Annotated in this window: 21 protein-coding genes; 6 read left to right on the top strand and 15 right to left on the bottom strand. The window is 61.3% G+C overall.

Annotated elements, in window-relative coordinates; genetic code table 11:
* The 3 genes from AB1555_17090 to AB1555_17080 form a co-directional block, all read right to left on the bottom strand.
* Positions 1–181 (bottom strand): twin-arginine translocation signal domain-containing protein (locus AB1555_17090; protein ID MEW6248405.1); only part of this gene is annotated, 181 nt, incomplete at its 3' end.
* A 532-nt stretch (positions 182–713) separates the two neighbouring features.
* Positions 714–2,186 carry a sigma-54 dependent transcriptional regulator gene (locus AB1555_17085; GenBank protein MEW6248404.1) on the bottom strand — a complete coding sequence of 491 codons (1,473 nt, stop codon included), beginning with the start codon at positions 2,184–2,186 and terminating at the stop codon, positions 714–716.
* A gap of 50 nt (positions 2,187–2,236) precedes the next feature.
* Positions 2,237–4,312 (bottom strand): ATP-binding protein, encoded by a 2,076-nt coding sequence (locus AB1555_17080; GenBank protein MEW6248403.1) that lies wholly within the window; start codon positions 4,310–4,312, stop codon positions 2,237–2,239.
* Between the two features lie 191 nt (positions 4,313–4,503).
* Between AB1555_17080 and AB1555_17075 the strand changes: the two genes are divergently transcribed.
* The 3 genes from AB1555_17075 to AB1555_17065 all read left to right on the top strand — a co-directional run bounded on the left by AB1555_17075 (position 4,504) and on the right by AB1555_17065 (position 8,114).
* Entirely contained in the window at positions 4,504–6,324 is a 1,821-nt protein-coding gene (locus AB1555_17075; GenBank protein ID MEW6248402.1) for an APC family permease, read from the top strand.
* Positions 6,325–6,341: 17 nt separating this feature from the next.
* Positions 6,342–7,439, top strand: a complete 1,098-nt coding sequence (locus AB1555_17070; protein MEW6248401.1) for a hypothetical protein — start codon at positions 6,342–6,344, stop codon at positions 7,437–7,439.
* A gap of 147 nt (positions 7,440–7,586) precedes the next feature.
* Entirely contained in the window at positions 7,587–8,114 is a 528-nt protein-coding gene (locus AB1555_17065; GenBank protein ID MEW6248400.1) for an O-methyltransferase, read from the top strand.
* Between the two features lie 34 nt (positions 8,115–8,148).
* Here AB1555_17065 and AB1555_17060 read toward each other — a convergent pair whose 3' ends face one another.
* Both AB1555_17060 and AB1555_17055 read right to left on the bottom strand, forming a co-directional pair.
* A complete protein-coding gene (locus AB1555_17060) occupies positions 8,149–9,681 on the bottom strand; it encodes an HEXXH motif-containing putative peptide modification protein (protein ID MEW6248399.1) in 1,533 nt (510 codons plus the stop codon).
* 211 nt (positions 9,682–9,892) lie between these two features.
* Positions 9,893–10,564 carry a hypothetical protein gene (locus AB1555_17055; GenBank protein MEW6248398.1) on the bottom strand — a complete coding sequence of 224 codons (672 nt, stop codon included), beginning with the start codon at positions 10,562–10,564 and terminating at the stop codon, positions 9,893–9,895.
* A 251-nt stretch (positions 10,565–10,815) separates the two neighbouring features.
* On the opposite strand from AB1555_17055, the gene AB1555_17050 reads away from it, so the two are divergent.
* Positions 10,816–11,142: a cation transporter gene (locus AB1555_17050; protein MEW6248397.1), complete on the top strand. Its 327-nt coding sequence runs from the start codon at positions 10,816–10,818 to the stop codon at positions 11,140–11,142.
* A gap of 7 nt (positions 11,143–11,149) precedes the next feature.
* Here AB1555_17050 and AB1555_17045 read toward each other — a convergent pair whose 3' ends face one another.
* Positions 11,150–11,341 carry a hypothetical protein gene (locus AB1555_17045; protein MEW6248396.1) on the bottom strand — a complete coding sequence of 64 codons (192 nt, stop codon included), beginning with the start codon at positions 11,339–11,341 and terminating at the stop codon, positions 11,150–11,152.
* Positions 11,342–11,655: 314 nt separating this feature from the next.
* On the opposite strand from AB1555_17045, the gene AB1555_17040 reads away from it, so the two are divergent.
* Entirely contained in the window at positions 11,656–13,116 is a 1,461-nt protein-coding gene (locus AB1555_17040) for an NFACT family protein (protein MEW6248395.1), read from the top strand.
* 529 nt (positions 13,117–13,645) lie between these two features.
* Here AB1555_17040 and AB1555_17035 read toward each other — a convergent pair.
* On the bottom strand, positions 13,646–14,173 hold the full coding sequence (locus tag AB1555_17035) for a S16 family serine protease (protein MEW6248394.1): 528 nt from the start codon (positions 14,171–14,173) through the stop codon (positions 13,646–13,648).
* Between the two features lie 106 nt (positions 14,174–14,279).
* On the opposite strand from AB1555_17035, the gene AB1555_17030 reads away from it, so the two are divergent.
* Positions 14,280–14,480 carry a hypothetical protein gene (locus AB1555_17030; protein ID MEW6248393.1) on the top strand — a complete coding sequence of 67 codons (201 nt, stop codon included), beginning with the start codon at positions 14,280–14,282 and terminating at the stop codon, positions 14,478–14,480.
* Positions 14,481–14,670: 190 nt separating this feature from the next.
* Here the strand turns inward: AB1555_17030 and AB1555_17025 are convergent, their stop codons facing one another.
* From AB1555_17025 to glp, 8 genes are all read right to left on the bottom strand, one after another.
* Positions 14,671–15,087: a hypothetical protein gene (locus AB1555_17025; GenBank protein ID MEW6248392.1), complete on the bottom strand. Its 417-nt coding sequence runs from the start codon at positions 15,085–15,087 to the stop codon at positions 14,671–14,673.
* A gap of 109 nt (positions 15,088–15,196) precedes the next feature.
* Positions 15,197–15,673, bottom strand: a complete 477-nt coding sequence (locus tag AB1555_17020; GenBank protein MEW6248391.1) for a hypothetical protein — start codon at positions 15,671–15,673, stop codon at positions 15,197–15,199.
* Between the two features lie 433 nt (positions 15,674–16,106).
* Positions 16,107–16,265, bottom strand: a complete 159-nt coding sequence (locus AB1555_17015; protein MEW6248390.1) for a hypothetical protein — start codon at positions 16,263–16,265, stop codon at positions 16,107–16,109.
* 93 nt (positions 16,266–16,358) lie between these two features.
* A complete protein-coding gene (locus AB1555_17010) occupies positions 16,359–17,150 on the bottom strand; it encodes an ABC transporter permease (protein MEW6248389.1) in 792 nt (263 codons plus the stop codon).
* Between the two features lie 90 nt (positions 17,151–17,240).
* Positions 17,241–17,966, bottom strand: a complete 726-nt coding sequence (locus AB1555_17005; GenBank protein MEW6248388.1) for an ABC transporter ATP-binding protein — start codon at positions 17,964–17,966, stop codon at positions 17,241–17,243.
* 104 nt (positions 17,967–18,070) lie between these two features.
* Positions 18,071–18,778 (bottom strand): NapC/NirT family cytochrome c, encoded by a 708-nt coding sequence (locus AB1555_17000; GenBank protein ID MEW6248387.1) that lies wholly within the window; start codon positions 18,776–18,778, stop codon positions 18,071–18,073.
* Positions 18,768–19,283: a molybdopterin-guanine dinucleotide biosynthesis protein B gene (gene mobB / locus AB1555_16995; protein MEW6248386.1), complete on the bottom strand. Its 516-nt coding sequence runs from the start codon at positions 19,281–19,283 to the stop codon at positions 18,768–18,770. The genes AB1555_17000 and mobB overlap by 11 nt, the downstream gene beginning before the upstream one ends.
* A 23-nt stretch (positions 19,284–19,306) precedes the next feature.
* Positions 19,307–20,587: a gephyrin-like molybdotransferase Glp gene (glp, locus tag AB1555_16990; protein MEW6248385.1), complete on the bottom strand. Its 1,281-nt coding sequence runs from the start codon at positions 20,585–20,587 to the stop codon at positions 19,307–19,309.
* Positions 20,588–20,607: the final 20 nt, after the last annotated feature.

Genomic DNA, 20,607 nt, shown 5'->3' with positions numbered 1-20,607 from the left:
AGTCATAGCGGTACTGGTCGTGGTAGACCCGCTCCCAGGACCGATCGGGATAGTCGCCCAGGGGGTTGCCGACCTCGATGACCGGCTGCAGGGCCGTCAAGGCCAGGACCTTGTCGGCCAGGGCCACCGCGGCGACCGTCCCCGCTGAGACTTTCAAGAATTGCCGTCGTGAAACCTGCATAGCGTGTCCCTCCTGCTTAAAAAGATCGAAGACTGATACCTTCAGGAACCTCTTGCTTCCGTCTAGGGACCACCTCCTTTCCGCTTTTCGGCCTCAAGGCGCACGAGACGCGCGACGCACCTTGGGTAGTGATGGGGTAAGTCAGCAAAGTTGTTGCCACGGCGTCTGGATTTCCGTTGGTCCCGCAGAGAAAGGCTCTAAGCGATTGATGGAGCGATGAGTTTTCGGAAAAAATCAGGCGGGCAGGTCGATCAAATCTTCCCGAGTCACGACCTGTCTTGAATATGTCGCTATGCGTTTCCGGCGCGAGCGATCAGAATGCATTTATTTCACAAGCACTTACATATCGCATACCGAAACATTCGCGCTGAGTGTGTGCCAGGTGAGGAGCGAAAAAATCGGGATCGAGCGGAATGGAGGAAGAAGTTATACGTGCGATGTCACGAAACAGAAACGTCGAATGGCGGACGTGATCTTCAGACAGATCGGGCGCCGGGCAGGATGTCACCGAATGGAGACAAGCAAGAAGATGTCAGCCGTTCTGTTCGTCGGAACCTGAAGGCTCCAGATAGCGCTTCATGAGGAGGGAGAAGTGTTGACGCGGGATATGGCTGCTCTTCGCAGCTTTGGTGATGAGGCCTCCGTGTATCGCCAGCTTGGTCTTGAGGTACGCCCTGGTGAAGTCCTCGATGGCTTTTCGCTTGGCCTCCATGTACGGCAGCGCGATATACGGCGAACCTTGACTCTCGGCCAGGCGGGGATTGGCGGAAGGGAGGAGCGCATCGATCTGACTCCGAGTAATAGCGTCCTCCGTCGCGAGCATCACGCACCGCTCGATGACGTTGCGAAGCTCGCGCACATTCCCCAGCCAGCGATACGAAGTGAGCGCATCGATCGCGGAAGCATCGAAATAGGACCGCGGTTTGCCCATCTCCCGTCCAAGTTGCGCCAACAAATGCCGGGCGATCACGGCGATATCCTCAACGCGTTCCCGGAGCGGCGGCACGCGGATCAGCACGACGGCCAGTCGGTAATAGAGATCGGCGCGGAAGGCGCCGCGCTTCACCTTCTCTTCGAGGTTCTGGTTCGTCGCCGCAATGAACCGCATGTCCACCCGCTTCACCGCCGTCCCGCCGACCGGACGGACTTCGCTGTCCTCCAGCACCCTCAGCAGCTTGGCCTGCAACGGCAACGGCAGTTCACCGATTTCATCCAGAAAGACGCTGCCGCCGTTGGCCAGTTCGATCAAGCCGGGCTTGTTGGAGACGGCGCCGGTAAAAGCGCCGCGGACGTGGCCGAACAGTTCGCTCTCCATGATGCCTTCCGGCACGGTCGTGCAGTCGATCACCTGATAGGGTTTGTCGCGCTCCCGACTGTGTTCGTGGATCGCCCGGGCGATCAGTCCCTTGCCGGTGCCGGTTTCGCCGGTGATGAGCACGGTCGACCGAACCTGCGCGGCCTCTCGCACCTGGCGCATGACGTTTTGAAACGCCGGGCTCACGCCGACCAAGTTGCCGGCTTGCAGTTCCTGTCGCGCGATACGTTCATACATGGAACTGCGTCGGAGGATCTCGGAAAACCGGATGGCCCGATGGAGCCGCATGCCCAGATCCTGCGGGTAGACCGGTTTCACGATATAGTCATAGGCGCCGCGCCTCATGGCATCAACGGCCTGCGGCACGCCGTTGATTCGCGTCACCACAAGAACCGGCAGGTTGCGGTCGATCTCCTGAATCTTCGAAACCAAATCCAGCCCGTCCATACCCGGCAGCACCATATCTGTCAGGACAAGATCAACGGCGCGTTCGCTCAACAACTTCAACGCGCCCTCGGCCGTCGCTCGCACCTCGAAGTTCAGATCTCCTTCGAATACCTTGAGGTCGGCCTGTTCCAGGGTGTGCAAGATCAATTCTGTGTCGGAGGCATCGTCTTCGACGACCAGAATCGTAAAAGGCGCGCGCGTTTTATGAGGTACTGCTCGCCGATCGCTTATCGCGTTTGCCATCTTGCTTCTTCCCCCGGCGCAGGTCCGGGTCGCCCGACACCGCGCCTAATTCAGCGATCGGGCCGTCGTCGTTCCTCCGCTGACCCCACCGAATCGGGTGCGACAGAGTCGAACTCGCCGAGCACCGGCAGCGTGAATTTCACCGTGCAGCCCGGTCCCTCGTTCGGCTCGATCCAGACTTGTCCTCCATAGAGTTCGACGATCCGTTTGACGATCGTCAGCCCGATGCCGCTTCCTTTGTCACCCCCGAGTTGTAGGCGTACGAAGGGTTCGAAGACCCGCTCGCGCTTGTCGGTGGGAATGCCGACCCCGCAGTCGCGGATCGCAAAGCACACCATAGGTCCGTCACGAGCCGCCGTGATGGCGATGTCCGGCGACGCATCCTCGGGAGTGAACTTGACCGAATTGGAAATAAGGTTGTCGAACACTTGCCGGAGGTACGCGTGGTGGCAGGCGACCAGCGGGAATCCCTGTCCTACCTCGACCCGCGCGCGACGTTGTTCCAGTTGCCACGACCTTGCCTTCAAGACCTCATTGACGACGAGGTAGGGATCGACCGCGGCGACCGCCTCCTGCCGGGAACCCACTCTGGCCACCGCCAGGAGACCTTCGACGCGCGCCGCCAATTCCCGCCCGTTTTGCTCGATCAAGGAGAGCCATCGGGCGCCCCGGTCGTCCAACCGCGCCTGATACTCCTTCATCACCAACGACGCCAAGCCGCCCATCCGTTCCCCAGGCCCTTTCAGATCGTGCGCCAGCGTCTCGGCCAGATGCTCGAGATGGCGCAGCCGCGCGGCCAGGTCTTTCTGCTTCTGATGAGCCTGTTCATAGAGCCGGGCGTTGGATATGGCTAAGGCCGCTTCTTCGGCCAACCCTCTCGCCAAGCGCACATTCCAGCCGTCCCGGCTGCCGCCCTCTTCCTTCAGCAGCACGAGCACGCCGAACGGCTCCCCCTGCGAAAGCAGCGGGATCGAGAGCATGCTGTCGCCGATCAGATTGCGCCGACTGACCTCAGGACTTCGGTCGCGGCGGAGATGTTCGCCGAAGGCGGGTTCTCGGGTTTCGAACGCGCGAACCGAGACGGGAAACTCCTCCCACAACATCACGGACTTGTTTAAGCGCCTCCCCCACTCGCCTGAAGCGGCTTCTATGACCCAACACCCCATCTTATCGTCACGCAACATCACCAGACAGACATCGGCTTGGGTCAATTCCACCGCTCGGTCGGCGATTCGTCTCAAGCAACCTTCAAGCCCATCCGGGCCGATGATATTGATCTCATGGCCGATCGCGCTGATCGCCTCGAGATCACCGATGTGGTTCCTGATTCGCCGGGCCATGCCCTCATACGCTCGGGCCAGATTGCCGATCTCGTCGGACGAATGAATGTCGATGGACGGCAAGGGCGCATCCGCCTCTTCGGTCTCCCCGAACGTTTCGACCGACGACCGCAAGAAGGCGAGCGGTTTCGTGATGGACCCGGCCAGCAGCCGGACTCCGGCGAAGCCAAGTGCCGTGCCGCCGAGCAGCGCCAGCAGCAAGCCCCGGAAAGCGTACTGGGCAATCCCTCCTTCGCTTTCCTCCAGTCGCTCGAGTCTCCGATCCAGACGATCTTCCAGCGTCCGCAGATCCTGTCGCAGTTGATCCGACAACCGGAGACCTTGGCCGGACCGCACGTACTCGAGCACTTCGGCGAGGTGGCCGTTTCGAATCCGTCGAATGAGCGCCTGCTTGGATTCCATCAATTGCCGAAGCTGCCGGTCGACCCGGCGAACGTCATCGGTGGAAAGATCGGTCACGCCTCCGATCAGTTGCATGGATTGGTCAAGAGCGGGCTCCAGATGAGCTTCTGCGTCTTCCAGGGGCGCGAGAAAGGCGTCCTGCCCGGTGAGAAGATACCCTCGAAACGCGTCCTCGATGTCGACGGCCATCCGACGGAGAATATGGAGCTGTTCCCGCGCGAGCAGGCTTCGATGGCGCTCGCCGTGAAGGCTCAGAAGGCGATCGACGATGGTCACATGAACGGCCAGCGCGGAGAGGATGGGAAGAAAACACGCAAACAGAATGATCGACAGCTTCTGCTGGACGCGCAGTCGATTCCACCACTCTCGGAGAGCTTCGATCATGGTGCGACACTCCGGACGTCACACGTCACACCGATCTGCCAATACCGAGCAAGCGGCCTGAATCGTATGTGCAGACGAAGCCGGTGTCAAGGCATAATCCGGCGTCACTTCCCACGCTATGGACCACTCTGGCACAGGGAGGAGCCTTAAACTCTTCACCCGTCTCCGTGCGTTTATGAGATAATAACGCCATGCTTCTCAAGCGCGTGTTGGTCGGCCTGCCGCTCAAAACCGCGCAGGCCGTTCATGAACGCCTATCGAAGTCGGTCGCCCTCGCGGTCTTTTCCTCCAACGCGATCTCCTCCGTCGCCTATGCCACCGAAGAAATCCTGTTGGTGCTGATTCTGGCGGGCGCGGCCGCCGTCGCCTGGTCGATTCCGGTCAGCCTCGCCATTGTGCTTCTCGTCGCCATTCTGACGATCTCCTACCGCCAGATCATTTTCGAATACCCCGAGGGAGGAGGCGCGTATATCGTCGCCAAATCCAACCTGGGAGAATGGCCGGCGTTGACGGCGGCGGCGGCCTTGATGATCGACTATGTCCTCACCGTCGCCGTCAGCGTGGCGGCCGGCGTGGCGGCCGTCACGTCGGCGGTGCCTACGCTTTTCCCCTACCGCGTCCCGCTCGGTCTGGTCACTATTGCCTTCATCGTGATCATGAATCTTCGAGGCGTTCGCGAGTCCGGACGCTTTTTCGCTGTTCCGACGTACGTGGCAATCGGCGCGCTCGGCCTTATGGTCGCGGCGGGATTTCTTCAAGCGCTGTTCGGCCACCCCGCTCTCCTGCGCCCTCAAGCAGCGGCGTCTCCGGCCGCTACGGAAGGCCTGACGGTGTTTTTGATTCTGCGCTCGTTCGCCGCCGGATGTACGGCCGTCACCGGTATGGAAGTGATCTCGAACGGCGTGAAGGCCTTTCGGCGGCCGGAATCCAAAAACGCCGCCACGACCATGGTGGCCATGTCGCTGATCCTGGGCACGTTGTTTCTCGGAATCAGCGCCTTGACCTACTTGTACGGAATCCTGCCCAAGGAAGACGAAACCGTCGTATCCCAACTCGCGCGGGCGGTCTTCGGCGGAGGTCTGCTGTATTTCCTGGTCCAGGCCGGAACGATGCTTCTGCTCGTGCTGGCCGCCAACAGCGCATTCGCGGGATTCCCGCACCTGGCCTCGATCATGGCGCGCGACGGGTACATGCCCCACCAGATGGCGTCCTTCGGGGATCGGCTCGTCTTCTCGAACGGCATCATCATCCTCGGCGTACTGGCCTGCCTGCTGATCCTCCTGTTCCACGGCGACACCCACGCCCTCATCCCTCTGTACGCCGTCGGTGTGTTTATCTCCTTTACTCTGTCGCAGGCGGGCATGGTCCGGCGTTGGCTCGTCAAAAAGGGGACCCATTGGAGGAAAAAGCTGGTGGTCAACGGTATCGGCGCGGTCACCACCGGAGTCGCGACCGTCATTATTGCCAGCACCAAGTTCCTGCACGGCGCCTGGATCGTCATCGTGCTGATCCCGGTTCTGATCTCCTGGTTCCGGTCCGTGCATTCTCACTACAAAGCCGTTGCGGAGCAGGTCAGCCTGGGACGTGATCATCGGCCGCCGCAGCCACGGCGCAATACGGTGATCATTCCGATCAGCGGTGTGAACCGGGCCGTGGTGCGGGCGCTCGATTATGCGCGGAGTCGCGGCGGCGACATCCGGGCCGTCTTGGTCGATGTGGACAAGGAAGAAACGGCCCGCATCGAGATCCAATGGGCGCAATGGGGCTGCGGCGTGCCGCTGGTCGTGCTGCCGTCGCCGTACCGTTCGATTCTCAAGTCGCTGCTGGACTACATCGAGGAGCTGCTGCAGAAAGATCCCGAGGGCTGGGTCACCGTCGTGATCCCGGAGATCTTGCCGGCGCGGTGGTGGCAGAATATCCTGCATAATCAGCGGGCGTTGATGCTGAAGGCCGCGCTGCTGTTCAAGGAACGCGTCATCCTGACCGACGTCCCGTTCCATCTCGAACGATGAGAATGAGGAGAGCAACCATGTCCAAAATCATCGGTGTCTGCGGAACCATCGCGATGGTCGTCGCCATCCAGGTCGCCGCCGCTTCGCCGGCGTGGGCCTTCAAGATTGTAGAGCCGAAAGAAAACAGCACGCTGAAGTCCGGGCAAACTGTGACCGCCAAGGTGGACCTCGGCTCGGACCCCGGCATCGTGAAGGTGCGATACTTCTGGTACCGCGAAAACGACGAAACCCTGGTCCAGCAGGACGAAGTCGAAAAATCGGGTATGCCCAAACAGGAGAAGATCGCCGACGATCGGTTCTTTCAGAAAGAAAGCGTGTTCGCCAACGTCGTGGCCGTGGCGACCTTGACCTCCACCGCCGACAGCACCCCGCCGTTCGGCGGCGCGCTGAAAGTCCCGCCGGAGGCGATCGGTCCCATGCGGTTGCTGGCTGTCGCCGAAGTGTCGCGCGGACGGCTCGGAACCCGCACGGTGTTCGACGAGATCATCGTCAATGTCGAGCCGGAGGCGGAACTGAAGGCCATCGACTTCGAAACCGAGAAGCCGTTGCTCCTCGGCCGGAAGGGACAGGTGGTGACCTACGGACAGGTGGACGTGCCGGGTAAGATTTTCGAACTGCCGGTGGTCGGCGAATTCGCCGACGGCGTCACCAGACCGCTTACATCTCCCGCTACCGGCACCAGCTACACGTCGTCGAACGAGAAGGTCATCCAAGTCCTGCAGGACGGATTGCTCAAGATCGTCGGGAACGGGAAGACAACCATCACGGTGACGAACCGCGGGAAGCAGGCGTCGTTGGACGTGTCCGTAGAGGTCGGCGAGGAGCCGAACGAACCGCCGATCGCCATCCCCGGACCCAATCGACGCGTCAAGTCCGGCACCAAGGTGGAGCTAAACGGGCTGAACAGCCGGGACCCCGAAGGCGAAGCCCTCTTTTACACCTGGAGCCAGGTCCGCGGGAGCAAGGTGCCGCTTCTGGACCTCAACATGCCCAAAGCTTCGTTCGTGGCCCCGTCGGTCTCCGAGCCCAAGCTGTTCCGGTTCCGGCTGAAGGTCACGGACAAGAAAGGCGCGGACAGTCTGCCGGCCTATGTGGATGTGATCGTGGAACCGTAACAGCGTGACACGTAACGGGCCAAGCGTGAAACGCGGCTCGCGTTGCGGGGAAGCGTGGCGCGTGAATGGCGAGAAATGAAGCTTGGACCGTCAACAGTTAAGCGTCAACCGTTTCTCGTTCTCCGATTGACGAACGACGTTTGTCGAATGAAGGATCCAGCAATCCTTAAGGCCATGGTGCAGAAAATCCGTGCCCGCCGTGTGTTGGAGATCGGTACGGGCGACGGCACCAGCGCGCTGGCGATGGCGGAAGCCCTGCCGGAGGACGGCACGGTCGTGACCTGTGAAATCAACGCCGGCTTCGCCATGCTCGCCCGCAAGCGCCTGGGACGAAGCCCGCATGGCCGGAAGGTCGAGGTGCTCGTGGGCCCGGCCCTGGAGACGCTGCGCAACGTGACCGGCCCGTTCGACCTGATTTTCATCGACGCGGACACGCGAAACTACGTGCAGTACTATCACCGCGCCTTGGAGCTGCTGGCCCCAACTGGGGCGCTCCTCATGGACAACACCCAAGGCATGGCCTTGGGGCCGATCGACCCGGCTCAGGACCCCGCGATCGCCGCGATCCAGGAACTGGCCCGCCTCACCCAATCCGACCCTCGGATCAGCGCGCAGTTGACGGGAGTCCGCGACGGCGTCCTCGTCGTGACCCGGGCGGGCCAAGTGTCGGGATAACGACAACCGGATAGAAACCGATTCGGATCAACCGCTACACCTCGCGCAACCGCACCGGCCCGTAGGTCTTGCGGGCGCGGTGTAATTCCTCCACGTGGCGGCGGAGGGCGGCGCCGTACTTCGAGTGGAGCACGTCCTCCTTGTAAGGCGTCATCTTCCGCTCGACCTTACCGATTTCCGCCGCCAGCATCCCGACCAGTCGCTTGCCGGAGCCGGTGAGCCAACCCAGGCGGCGGGCGGCATATCCCAGGTCCTGAATCGAATACCGGACCGATTCGATTTCTTCCAGACACCGGAATCGCGCCCGCAGCACCTGCGCGTTGGTGAGCCGCGCCGTTCCACTTCTCTGCGCTGACCGGCTTCTGCCTCTCGCCCCTTGCCCCTCGCCTGTCGCCCCCCATGACGAGAGTCGTTCGAACAGGATTGCTCCCATCGTGAACGTAAAGGCGGCATGCAGGATGCCTCGGATCGGCCGAAGACTCCTGCGCCACGGGGAGTAAAAAATTTCTTGATTGCGGTCGCCGCGGTAGAGGACGTACTTCCGCAGCAACAGGTTGAGATGATGGTGGCTGTTCTCGTGGATCAGGTCGTCGATCAGGTCGAGATCGTCGCGGTCGAAACAGTTGAGAAAGGACAGCCCAGGCCGATGGCGATAGCTGAAGCTGACGACCCCGCGCGCGCGAAGGGGTATGAGACGGGAGGTCAGCGACGCAAAAAGTCCGGCTCCCTCGGGCCATGCTTGTTCCAGAACAGCGAGCGCCCGCTCGACGCGACCAGGGAAATCGGCCGGCGTGGCACCGATCCGAACCGGGGTCTTGTCTTTGCCGTAGATCAGCGCCGGCCCGATGGTGAGCTCGCCGGTTCGAGTGCTGGAAACGGACCGAGGAGGATTGTACGTCCATCTCCAACGGAAGGGTGATCCATAGTCAAGAACAGGAAACAGGGCGCGGCCGACCTGCAGCCGGATCCCGGACGGCCTGATCCGCCACGTGGCCTTGCGCCGAGGACCCGAGAGCGTTCGTTCCGGTGCTGCCGGAGGCCGGCAGAAGCCCCCATCGACACCCATCGACAGACATCCACCCCTCACGCCCTGCTCAAAGTCAGGACTCAGGTCGCAGGGTACCCGCCACTCCAGTCGCCCTATGCGCCCTAGCCAGGAACAGGGCAAGCCCGGCACCAGGAAGAGGGATTCCTGGGTCACCCGCTGCGCCAGCCTTGTGCAGAGAGCGGAGAGTCGTTTCGATAGGCCCCTGGTTTGCGGAAGACCGGTCGGGAACAGGTCATCTTTGTAGCTGTGCTCGTAGAACTGCTCTTCACACTCCGCGAAAAAGGCCTCGGCGAACCCGTGAGGGTCCCGTTCGCGTCCGAGCTGCTCCTGAAGGTCGATGAAATAGACCAAGTCGTTCAGTTCTTCGATCCAGCCCGCGACCTTCCACCCGGAAAAAGCTTCCTGCGCCAGCGAGGCGCCGACCAGCCTGAAGTAGCCGACCGGCAGGTCCAGCGAGGCCGTCGCCCGGGGATAATTCTTTTCCAGGTCGTCGCACAGATCGGCTAGAAGATTCCGCATGGTCTCGCGGAGTTCTCGGAGAAGCGAGGCTAAGAACCGCTGATCGAACAGTTCCATAAAAAAGTGCGAGCTTTGGACAGGAACGATTCGGTCGTTTCCGGCGGAGATCGGCCGGACTCTACCGGAGGCTTTCGCGATGGGCAAGGGTCGGTCGAGAGAAGATCACGAAAAGGGACAAAAATGAGGAAGAGCGGTCGGTCGCCGGAAGGGATCAGGACCCGGATTTCTTAGGAGTCAACCAGAGATCATCAAGTCCCAACTCGTCCGCATGGGTCATGAAGTGTGCCGCGAGGCGTTCTCGCACAGCTTCTTCCAGCGGGGGCTTCGCGCCTTTCACGACGGTGAACGGCAACTCGTCTTTCCATACGAGAGCGCCTTGGGCGTCGGCCAGATAGAGGTACAGTCGTTTCTCCTCGCGTTCGCTCCATCCCCAGTCGCTGGGATGAGGCGGCCGGACGGTCTGGACGCGCCCGAACAGCACCCCATCCACGCGCAACTCACGGCTGATCGCGCGCGCCTCTTCACGTGTCCGCTGTTCCTCGTCAGCCCAGATACCTTGCTCCCGATTGTAGCCGGCCAAATGGGCCGGCCCGATGACCGTAACTCCGGTCTGCATTTGGAGTACGCTCGAGAAGCGGCCCGCCATCTCCTGATCTCCATCAAAGGGAACCACCGCGATACTGGTCACCGGCCCAGGCGCCGACCGCCGCAGATCATCCGAAGCGACCCAGGAATGCTCGAACGGCAGGAACTCCACGTCGCCGCTTCTCGCCACATCAATTCCCACCACGGCGACCCAGGCGGCCGGCAAGCAGCCCTGCAGGAAGAAGCAGGCGCCGAGCACTGCGGCGCGCATCAGCATCGTGTCGTCCCGGACATTCATCGTTCACCATAGAGGTGAGCAAGTCAGGTGCCGGTTAGATCGGGCTTCTGGTCCTCATGCCTAACCCCCTCATTTCCTGTATGAAAACTCCGTCAGCTCCGCATGAACCGGGCAACAAAGGGCCACACACGGGGGGAAGAACGCACACCGCTGGGCAGTCTTTGAACACTCTTGCCCTTTTGCGCCGGGCGCCGAGTAGGATAAGATCACCACCGTCATCCGTTCGGGACCGGTCATCAAGGAGGTGCTCGATGACGACGCGGGGCGAGAAGATGAAGAGATGGATCGTTGGGCTTGCAGGTCTGTTCGCGCTCGGATTGGCGGGACTCCCCGCCCTCGGCGGCGATCAACACAAGGTCACGTTGATGCTGGGAGGCAAGTTCTGCGATTTGTACAAGGGCGAGGTCGAGTCGGCGTTGAAGAAGATTGCGGGCGTGACGGCCGTCGATCTCAAGAGCATGAAGGGTCACGCGATCGTCACGACCGACCCGGGCAAGGTGAAACCCGATCAACTCGCCGCGGCCGTCAACGCCCTGAAAGGCGACGGATGGCACTGCAAAGCCGAGGTGATGAAGTAAGCACCCGTTAACCGGCGACGGCCCATGCGAGCGGCTGCCGGCAGGCCGCCCGGATCGTGCGGTGCTGGGCGATGACGCTATCGACCAGATTTCCGCAGTTCACGCAACGCCAGCCTCGTCGCCACATCGGACCGCTCCCGTCCTTCATATCGATGAAGTGCTCCGTAACCATGAACCCTTGGCAGCGAGCGCAGTGCATCAGACGCCTCCTTTCGGTATTCGGACGATCTGTCCTGAGGCAGCCCGGCTTTTACCTTCGTGACGACATCGCCGGCTGCGGCTTGCTCCGTTCATCAGCCAAGTCAAGCAACGGGGGTGCCAGAGTCGATGTCGGAGGACACCGCCTATACACAGCAGTGTTCACGCGCGTCGTTTCAGCGGCGGGGAAGCAACAACACGGCCGGATGTGACCGAATTGGCCCCATGCGTCTCGAATGGCTCGATCATTCCTGAACACATCGAACAAGGCGGCTGTCTGATACCCCCCAAACGAGGGAGCCTCGAAGTCGAGACGTGTCGCTGACGGCGACAGAAATCGGCGCGGTGGTCGGAGAGATCGCGCCCGCGCTGACCGGCGGGTGGATTCAAAAGATCCACCAACCCCTGCCCCGCGTCATTACGCTGGAAGTCCGGACCCCGGGCGCAACCCACACGATGCTGCTGTCGGCCCATCCGGAGACCGCCCGGCTTCACTTGACCACCCGGCGGCTGCCGAATCCGCCGACCCCGCCGCCCTTCTGCCAATTCCTCCGGGCCCGTATCCAGGGCACCCGTATCGACACGATCGAGCAACTGCACGGCGATCGGATCGTGCGGGTGGGGCTGTCGGCGCGAGCAGGACCCTGCGCGATCATTGCGGAACTGATCGGCAGGAACGCGGATGTGTTGTTGCTCGACGACTCGGGAACGATCCTGGCCGATCTGAACCACGACCGTGGCCGGATCGGCCGACCCTATCGGCTTCCGTCTTCGCCTGGCCGGAAGATCGACGGCGCCGCGGAAGTCCCGCACCCTGCCGGCGCCGCTCACACGGCGTTTCCCGTATCCGCCGAGATCGACGCGCGCTATGGGCGGCGCGAAGAAGAACTGGCCTGTGAAGAGGAGCGTCAGGCCCGCTTGGCCGATGCCCGCAGGCATCGCAAAAGGGTCATGCGGCTGGTCGAGACGCTCAGGGCGGATTTGGACAAGGCGGCACGCTATCGCGACTACGCGCGCTACGGCGAACTCATCAAGGCCAACCTGGGCAAGATCGCCAAGGGCCAGGAACAGATCACGGTGGTCGATTATTTCGACGAGCGCCTGCCCCAACTTACGATCCCGCTCGATCCGACGAAGGGTCCGCAGGGAAACATGGGCGACTATTTCAAGAAGCACCGGAAATATCTGGCGGCCGAGCGGGAAGTTCGTCCTCGACTGGAGGCGGCGCAGAAGGAGCTGGACAGGTTGCAAGCGGAGTTGAAAGCACTTGAACAAGGCACCTGGCGTCCGCCCCACACGCAGGATGCGGCGCAGCTGGCCGTATCGAGAAAAACCTCTGTTCGCGGTCATCGGCTGTCGGCTCGCAGCGATCGGCCGTCAGCCAGGTCCGGCCCGTTCCGCCGATTCACGTCATCCGATGGGCTGCCCATCTATGTCGGCCGCAACGCGCGCGAGAACGAGGAACTGACGTTCGGCCTGGCCAAGAGCGACGACCTTTGGCTTCACGCTCACGGCACACCGGGCTCCCATGTCGTCGTGCGGCTGGAAAAAGGTGCGCACCCCCCGCCTGAGACGTTGAAGGACGCGGCAACCCTCGCCTTGCTGTACAGCGACCTCAAGAAGAGCGGCAAAGGGGAAGTGATCTACACCAGACGAAAGTGGGTCAAAAAAGTGAAAGGCCGGCCGCCCGGAACGGTGACAGTCACGCAGGAAAAATCGATTTTCATCACTTTGGACAAGACCCGCCTCGAAGCCCTGAAACAACGGTCGTCTTAATCCGGTCCGGCCCCGGCGATCCGCGTCCTTTTCACACCAGCCCTTCCGTGAAGAGTGCCGAAATATGGGCCCCCTCGCCGACACGGCCTTGCTGCTCGGCGTCGCTCAGTCCTTCGTTCGATGTCGTAGTCTCCGCGAGTTCGACGAAACCCTGTCCGGCATTCTGGTTCGGCGCTTTCGATGCGACAAAACCGGACTCTTTTTGTGTACAGCCCCTCTACGGAGAGCTTCGCTCCGGTGTCTGAAGCCCTTCTCGACCCCGCTTCGCCCGGCTTTCAAGTGGGCTGGCTTCCGGCGACCGGCACGTCGAAACAGGCGGCGGTCTCGTTGGCGGAGGTGCGCTCCCGGAAGGGACTCGTGACCTATCTGGACGCGCTCATGCGCAGCGCACCGTGCCGGCCGCCGAGCAGCAGCTCGTGCAGACCGAGCGCGCCCGTCTCACCGACATGGTCAGCCTGTTCAAAGCGCTGGGCGGGGGCCGGGAATCGGAAGAAGTGAGGGACTGGTCGCAGTCGCGACAGACATCCGCTTACGGAACGGGGGCATGGTTAGTTAGCGCGGCATAGGCCTGCTTTACTGATGCGACGGGAGAGACTTGTAACAGGAACGGCGTCCGCCAGTCCGAGTCGGATACGTCCAGTTCTTCGGGTACAATCACCCGTTGCAAGCGCGCTTCATAGGCCGCTTCGATCTTAAGAGGCACGGCCGTGACCACACCGATCTGGCCGTCCGGTTTGACCGTCCCGGTCATGACGCGATCCGGCTCGACGAACTCGCCATTCGCCATCGCCGCCACGCTCAGCGCGACCATGGCCGAGAGGCTGTCTCCGTACACCGTGATCCCCTCATAGGGAACTGTCAGAACGACGGTCCAAGAGTCAGTGGACAAATTCAACTGTTGGGCCACTCGGTAGACGGCCTGTTCGACGGCGGTCTGCGCCATGCGCGAAAAGCGACCAGGCTTGTTCATGAACTGCATCACCAGGCCGTTCCGGTCCCGCCGTTCCTCGAACGACAAGTGCAGGTAAGCCACGGTTCCTTCTGGTGCGCGTCCCATCGTCACTCCGAGGATCGGGATCAGTTGTTCTCGTGAGCCTGTTAAGGCGCCGGCCTCTGGGACAATTGCCGTGAGAGCCAGCAGAAGGGCCGCCGCAACGCCGATCATGAGCCTCCAGAAGCGCTTACTTTTTACACCGGTTGTCATAGGGATCGGATTCCTTCAGCTTCCACGGCATAAGGCATTTCAGGCGCCTGTGTCGGCGGTTGCCGATCTTGCTCTGACCGTTGTTCTCGCCATTTCCGAGGACAGCATTTTTCTTGTTGAGAGTGTCGGCTTGGCTTCTGATGTCTTACTGCCCGGCTGACACAGCCTTCTGCAGTTCCTTTTTAATTATCTCCGATAGGCAAGCAATATGCCAGAGCAAAGCCATCGATTTTTCATGCTCCTGTGAACCGGAGGTATGATGAAAATCAGAAGGGGGGTCCAGAACCGGGACGGCATGCGCCTTAGCTGTGGCAAGATGCCTCAGAGCGTTTTGGGTGGGTATATGCCTCTTACTCCTCCTCTCGCAACCATCCTTTCAGCCAGCGCACGTACCAAGGCGCCAAGAGCACGGGAATGACAAACAGAATAATCACGCTCATGACAAGATCCGGCGGCGCGTCCAACACCCGAGTCACCCAGGCGCAGACGACCTCATACCAGGCTAGCCCCAGCCCCAGCATAATCAGGCAGATGCGCCGCGCTTTTTCCGGATATGCCGCCACGACCCCGCTGACACGCGGTGTGACCGTCAGCGCATAGACCGCCGTCAATCCCAGGTCCTGGACCATGCCCCGGGCGAAATCGTGCCACGGCACCAGGCGGTAGACTCGATGACCCACGATGACAACGGCCACCCAGTCACAGGCCAGCAACGCGAGGAAACAGGGGACCGCAATCAGCAGAGTAATGACACCCCGGTGCTGCATGCCCGACATTATCGCGCACTCAGGCGGTATCGGAAACTCGGGGGCTTGCCGAAGAACCGACGGGGACCGGCGGCCACGCACCGTCAGAAGCCGAAGGCCGAACGGATGCTCACGCGCTCTCCTGAACCCGATCACGCTGAAAAAGAAAGTACGGACAGGGGCCGAAAGTCAGCTTGCAACCCACAAGATAGCCGTCGATGTCGTTTCCGTTTCGGATCGGGCGGGTCCACCGGACTTCAAACAGCATCAAGGCGTGGCGCCGCTTGGAGATCGTCGTATGAATCTCGATCAACTGCCGCACGCGGGGGGCCTGATCCATCATCAGCAGCATTCCGCCTGAACTGATATTCAACGAGCAGGCCTCGCCGTAATGTATGACGACGGCGCGCTCATCCAGCCCCTCGATCATTTCGTATGAACAGGGCCGCGTGAACTCCAGACGCTCCTCGCAGCGCAATTCCTGTGTGAGCGGCGGCTGGCACCGGAGATCGTCAGATCGATAGACCTGCCATTCGTGGCGTCCGGCTTCCCGCTTGCCGAGTCCTGTGTAGAAGGACATGACCTTCTGAAGAAGTTGGGGTTTCATGATGACGCCCTCCCTTGTTCGAGGTGAGTGGAGTTCTCACTCAATGGCGGGAGCAAATGAAATGCCGCGAAAGGACGAGAAGCCGGACGGTCGAGAACCGTTGAAATTACTTAGGAGGTCGGCGAATCCGCTGAGCAATGCCTCTGATCAAGATCGGCGAGAAGGGAGGGAAAAGAGTTCATGCTTCTGTCTGGAAGACACGCAGGTGATTGATTTCTCTCGCTCTTGCCCTGTACTGAACCGCCTACAACGAACGGGCCTCCTCCATGATTCTGTCGCATGAGTCGTCAGTGTTTATCCCGCGTCGAAAAGACCGCATACCAATTCATACATCACGCAGGCGATCACCCCCGACTTCCGCCGCGCCGCCGTCTCTTCGAACAGCCGCTCGACAGAAGCGCTCCGACTTGCCGCTCAGACGCAGAGCCGCAGATCAACTCGCCTTGCGCAGCTCCTCCTGCTCGGACGGCTCGATCCCCCAATCAGGCTCGCTTTCGCCGATCATGGTCGTATCGCTTTCCTGCGTGACGGACGCCCAGACCGCCAAGGCAAGAACCAGGACCGTGATGACACCAAGAACAACCGCCGGCATAGGGAGACCTCCTTTGGTTGACGGTGGCACTCATCGAATCATACTCCGATCCAAAACCTTCCGCCAGGGTGGCGAGCCGACGACGGGCCCCGCCTACTCGCCGACTCTGACCAACAGCCCCCGTTCTTTGCAGACATTGAACGTGTGATGGAACCAGGCGATCATCACGACGAGATAGAAGAGATTGAGGCCGGTCGCCCAGGCGAGATTGGTGAGCGGAGGCGCGGCGTGGTGTAACACGCCGCGCATGCCCTCGAAGACGTGCGCCGCAGGGTTGGCCCAGGCCAGGGCTTTCAGCCAGCCCGGCAGGACATCCATCGGATAGAATACGCAGGAGATGGGCTGGAACAAAAACACCATGCCCCACGCCAGCACTTCCGCTTCCTGACCGAAACGCATGATGAGCGACGTGGTCAGTACGCCGATGATCCATCCCGCCACGATGAGATTGAGCACGAAAGGGAGCAGCCACAACCCGATGACGAACACGTTGTACGAATAGAACAGCAGCGCGCAGACGATCATCACGCAGGAGACCGCCGTCACTTTGAAGACGCTCATCGCCATGGTCGCCGCCAAAAACTCGCTGGGTTTGAGCGGGCTGGCGAAAAGATTCATGAGATTTCTGGCCCAAATCTCCTCGAGGAACGAGATGGTGATGCCCTGCTGCGAGCGGAACAGGACGTCCCAGAGAATCAAGGCGCCCAGAAAGAAGGTGATGACGCCCGGCAACTGGCCTTGAAACTGCGTCAGATAGACGGTGATGAAGCCCCAGACCACGAGATCCAGAAAGGGCCAGTAGAAAATCTCCATCAACCGGGGCAGGCTGCGCCGGTACAAGTACAGATGCCGGGTGATCAGAGCGATGATGCGGTGAATCTTCATTGGTTCGTGAGGCGTCAGGCGTCAGGGAAACCATCAACAAACATTCTGTCTTGACCCCTCACGCCTTACCCCTTACCCCTCATCCACTTGCTATTGCTCCCTCGCCAACTTCAAAAACACTTCTTCCAGGTCCGACTGTCCGAAGCGGATCACGATTTCCTCCGCGGTGCCTTCGGCGACGATCTTTCCGCGCTGGAGGAAGATGATCCGGTCGGACATCTCTTCCATTTCCCGCATGTTGTGGGAGGTATAAAGCATGGTCAGGCCGGTCGCGGTGCGGATTTCCCTCAGCAGGCTGCGGGTCTTGTGGGCGATGTCGGGGTCCAGGCTGGCCGTCGGCTCATCCAGGAAAAGAATCTTCGGTTCCGTCAGGATCGCCTTGGCCAGCGTGAGGCGGGTCATCTGGCCGGAGGACAGGCGTCTGGTCAACTTGCTGCGAAAGCTTTCCATCTCCAGTTTCTTGACCACGTCGTCGATGCGCCGTTCGACGTTCGCCAGACCGTACAGTCTGGCGACCACGCGGAGGTTTTCCTCCACTGTGAGCGAGAAAGGCATGGAGATGTAGGTCGAGGAAAAGTTGACTTGCTGGAGGATCTCCTCTCGGTGCGTCGTGAAGTCCAGGCCGAACATACGGATCGAGCCGGCTGTGGGAGTGATCAACCCCAGCAGCATCTGGATCGTGGTGGTTTTGCCCGCTCCATTAGGCCCCAACAGTCCGAGAATTTCGCCCTGCCGAATATCGAACGAGATTCCGTCGACGGCGGTGAAGTCGCCGAACTGCTTGGTGAGATTCCTAACCTGGACGATGGGCGGCATGGGGATGAGCGTATCGGCCGTCGGCTACCACCAGTCGGCTTTCGGAATTGTTCGGTCAATGCTGAAAGCCGAAGGCTCCTCGCCTGGGCTTCCAGCCGGGACGATCAATTAAACAGCAGTTCTCCGACCTTCTCCGGAATATGGCAGGTCTCGCACCTTTGGCTGAGGATTTTGCCTTCGTAGGGGGTCTTCCCGTCGTGACAGCGGAAGCAATCTGCGAGCGCCCGCGTGCGGAGATAAGACCCCTCGGGGTGATCGGGATACCAGGGCTGGCTGTCGGCTTTGACGTGCCCGCGGGGGATCACGATGGGATAGCCTTTGATCGGCTTGTCATGCACGACCCCGGAATGGCAGGTGGTGCAGCCTTCCCCCAAGCCCCGTTTGGCGAAGGCCTCCATGTGCCTTCGGTGGCTCATCACGAGTCCCACATCCTTCACCGGCGGCGGAAGATCGCGCGGCGCGACTTCGGACACACGCAAGATATGCCGGTGGCACCCGATGCAGACACCGGAATCGACCTTGGCCTGAAGATTATGGGGATCGGTCGGCGTCCCGAACAGATAAATGGCGACATCCTTGGTCCCCGCCCAGGCTTTGTCCAGCAGCCAACCCTCGACTCCAGGGCGCACATGACAATCCACACAGGTGACGTCTTTATGGGACGACTGGACCCAACTCTCGTAGGAGGGCTTGATGTTGTGGCAGCTCGCGCAGAACTTTGGATGATTGGTTAGCGGGATCGCCACTCCGCCCAAGGCCACTGCGCCGGCGACGATCGCCATGATCACAATGGCCCGGGACTTAGGTCTCATGCGACTCGCGTTTGGGGAAGTGCCGAACGATGAGCGCGGCGACGCCGGCGACGTCGTCGGGATCGAACACGGGAATCGGCGCCGGCGGATCCACCGGTTTGTTCGACACCACCGCCAGCAGCCCTTCGGGCGATACCGGGACCTCGCCCAGTTGATCCCGCACCACGACGATCTTCGGATAGCCCTCGCTCTTCCACCCTTCGGCAATGACAAGGTCGATGGCGTGGTCGAGAAAACGGTCGCGGATCTCCTCGACCTTGATCTGGTCGGAGACGTCCGCAAACATCGCGAGGCTGCCTTTGGACAGCACGATCACGGCGCTCGCGCCGGCCCGTTTGTGCCGCCAACTGTCCTTGCCCTCCGTGTCCAGATCGAAACCGTGACCGGCGTGTTTGACGGTCGCAACCCGATAGCCGGCGCGGACCAATTCGGGAATGACCCGTTCAATCAAGGTGGTCTTGCCGCTGTTCGACCGGCCCACAAAGCAGAGAATCGGGATGGACATTCGGCCTCGCCTGGATTACGCGGTCAGCAACATGACTGCCGGCCGCCGGCCGCCGCCGGCGTCTCGCCTTCCCGCAGCCACATCTGGCCGCTCAAGAGTTGCACCGAGACGGTGTCGCCGGGATTGAGCCGCTCGACTTCCACCGGCACATCGATCAAGCAATTCGCTTTCACCATCGAGGTGAGGATGCCGGAACCTTGGTCGCCGGTCGTCCGCACCTTGAAGACGCCGTCTTCACGGGTCAGGATGCCGCGCAGAAAATGGCGCCGGTCCGGTTTCTTGGAGAACTTTTCCTGAAAGACGGCCTGCACGACCGGCCGGCCGTAGCTGCGGTGGCCGCCCATTTTCAATATCGCGGGCCGCACTAGCTGTTCGAAGGTCACCATCGACGAGACCGGATTGCCCGGCAGGCCGAAGGCCAGTTTGCCCTGGATTTTCCCGAAGGCCAGCGGCTGGCCGGGCCGGATCGCCAGCTTCCAGAAATTCATCTCCGCGCCCAGGTCTTTGAACACGGCCTTGGTGAAATCGTAGTCGCCCATCGACACGCCGCCGGACAGCACCAGGATTTCGGCGTTCAGCCCGTGCGAAATCTTCTCTTTCAAGGCCGCCGGCTGATCCTTCGCGATGCCGAGCAGGATCGGAATGCCGCCGGCCTCCTGCACCGCCGCCGCGATGCCGTAGCTGTTCGAGTTGATGATCTTGTCCTCGCTGAACCGCTCGTCGAGATCGGCCAGCTCATCGCCCGTGGAGAGAATCGCCACGCGCGGCCGCTGACACACGAGCACGAAAGACTTGGCGAGGATCGCGAGCATGCCCGCTTCGGCGGGCCGGATTTGCGTGCCCTTGGCGATGATGCAGTCGCCTTTCTTGACGTCCTCGCCCTGTGGACGGATGTTGGCTCCGCGCACTTCGGGCTTGAAGACCTTCACCGAGTCCGGTGTATGCTCGGTATCCTCGACCTTGATGACCGTGTCGGCTCCCTTCGGGATCGGTGCACCCGTCATGATGCGGATCGCCTGCCCGGGCCCGACGGTCTGAGTCGGCGTCTTGCCCGCCGGTACGTCCTCGATCACTTTCAGCGTGACCGGTTTAGCGATGGCATGCTCCTGCTTGATATCTTCCCATCGTACCGCGAAGCCGTCCATCGCCGAATTGTCCCACGGCGGATTGTCACGCTCCGCGATGATGTCCTCGCCGAGCACACGGCCCAGCGCGTCCAGGATGGGGACCTTCTCCAAGCCGAGCGGCGCGGTCGCCTCGAGCACCACCTTTTGCGCTTCATGTAACGGTGTCAGGCCTTGCATTGCAACTCCATCGAGCCAAC

Source organism: Nitrospirota bacterium, assembly GCA_040755395.1.
Lineage (GTDB): Bacteria > Nitrospirota > Nitrospiria > Nitrospirales > Nitrospiraceae > DATLZU01.
This window is presented reverse-complemented; position numbering and strand designations above follow the sequence as displayed.